2 protein-coding genes are annotated in these 1,301 nt (G+C 32.3%); both read right to left on the bottom strand.

Features of this window, described 5'->3' with window-relative positions; all coding sequences use genetic code 11:
• Nucleotides 1–39: 39 nt before the first annotated feature.
• Nucleotides 40–855, bottom strand: a complete 816-nt coding sequence (locus P7122_RS15810; protein ID WP_278006771.1) for an IS3 family transposase — start codon at nt 853–855, stop codon at nt 40–42.
• 35 nt (nt 856–890) lie between these two features.
• Nucleotides 891–1,262 carry a transposase gene (locus P7122_RS15805; protein ID WP_226697042.1) on the bottom strand — a complete coding sequence of 124 codons (372 nt, stop codon included), beginning with the start codon at nt 1,260–1,262 and terminating at the stop codon, nt 891–893.
• Between the last annotated feature and the right edge of the window lie 39 nt (nt 1,263–1,301).

Genomic DNA, 1,301 nt, shown 5'->3' with positions numbered 1-1,301 from the left:
TGTCTAGTCCTGAAATATGGCTACAGGTTAAAGATTGATTTACGCTGTTTTTAAATATACCATATTCGGTGTTTTATAGTCTAAAGATACATGTAATCTTATTTGGTTGTACAGATTAATAGCACTTTTTGAAGCTTTTTTAGCGTGTTGTACGCTATCAAAGGTTTGGTCGAGATAGAATTCGTCTTTCAAGATGCCGTTTACACGTTCTGCAATAGCGTTTTCATAGCAATGATTATCTTCAGTCATACTAATTTTGATATTATTTCTCTTTAAAATCTTCGTGTATACATTGCTGCAATATTGTATACCTCTATCCGAGTGATGTATTACATTCTCAGTATTTTTAGCTTGATATAATGCCTTTTTAAGCGCTCTAGTACAACCGCTAAGTTCAAGGCTGTCACTAAGGTCGTAACCTATAATTTTCCTTGAATACATATCTGTAATAAGCGCTAAATAGCAAAACCCTTTTACAGTTCTGATGTATGTAATATCACTTACCCAAACTTGATTTGGTCTATTAACAAGTACATCTTTTATGATATTTTTATATTTATAAAACCTATGCAAAGAGTTGGTTGTTTTGTAGCTAGGTTTCTTTCTTGTTATAAGCATATTGTTTTTTCTAAGAATGTTGAAAAGTGTGTCTCTACCCACTTTGAGGTTGGCTTTATCAAAATCGTTTTTTAAAGATATTTTAAGTTTACGCACGCCTTCTCTAGGCAAGGATCTGCGTTTTTGGTTGACAATTTGAATGATCTGTTGTTCCAGTTTTAAACGTTTATCAGCTCTGATTTTATACTTATAGTAAGCATCACGTTTAAGTCCAAAAAGAGCAGTAATTGTTGTCAAAGACGCAAATCCTTTAGATTTTTCCTTTGCCTTAATTAGCGCTCTATATTTAGCTTTTTTTTTAGTTCAGCAACAGATTTATAGCCAAGGTCTTCAGCAGCAACTTCTAGGTATGAATCTTGAATCAAGGCATCCATGTCTTTCTTTAACAAGAGTTTTTTAAGTTGTTCAATTTCCTTTTGCAGTTCTTTAATTCTGGTTATCTCATCTTTTGTTTTCACAGTTATTCGTGTGTTCATAAGGTCTTTACGGTTATACTTTTTAATCCATTCATTAATGGTAGTGGGATTAATTCCATACGCCTTACCTAATTGATACTTGTTTAATTTTCCGGTTGTAAGTTCTTCTAAAATTTTCAGTTTGAAAGGTTCTGAATACCGTCTGATTACTTTGTCGTTTTTATACATAATGTTTAAAATTATGTAGCCTTTATTCAGGACGGGTCA

This window comes from Winogradskyella marincola (assembly GCF_029624125.1).
GTDB classification, from domain to species: Bacteria; Bacteroidota; Bacteroidia; order Flavobacteriales; family Flavobacteriaceae; genus Winogradskyella; species Winogradskyella marincola.
Note: the sequence above shows the minus strand (reverse complement) of the source record. Positions and strands in the feature narration are given on the sequence as shown.

Excerpts from the sequence above, each read along its gene's own strand:
- P7122_RS15805 (WP_226697042.1), bottom strand. The coding sequence starts at position 1,262 with ATGTATAAAAACGACAAAGTAATCAGACGGTATTCAGAACCTTTCAAA.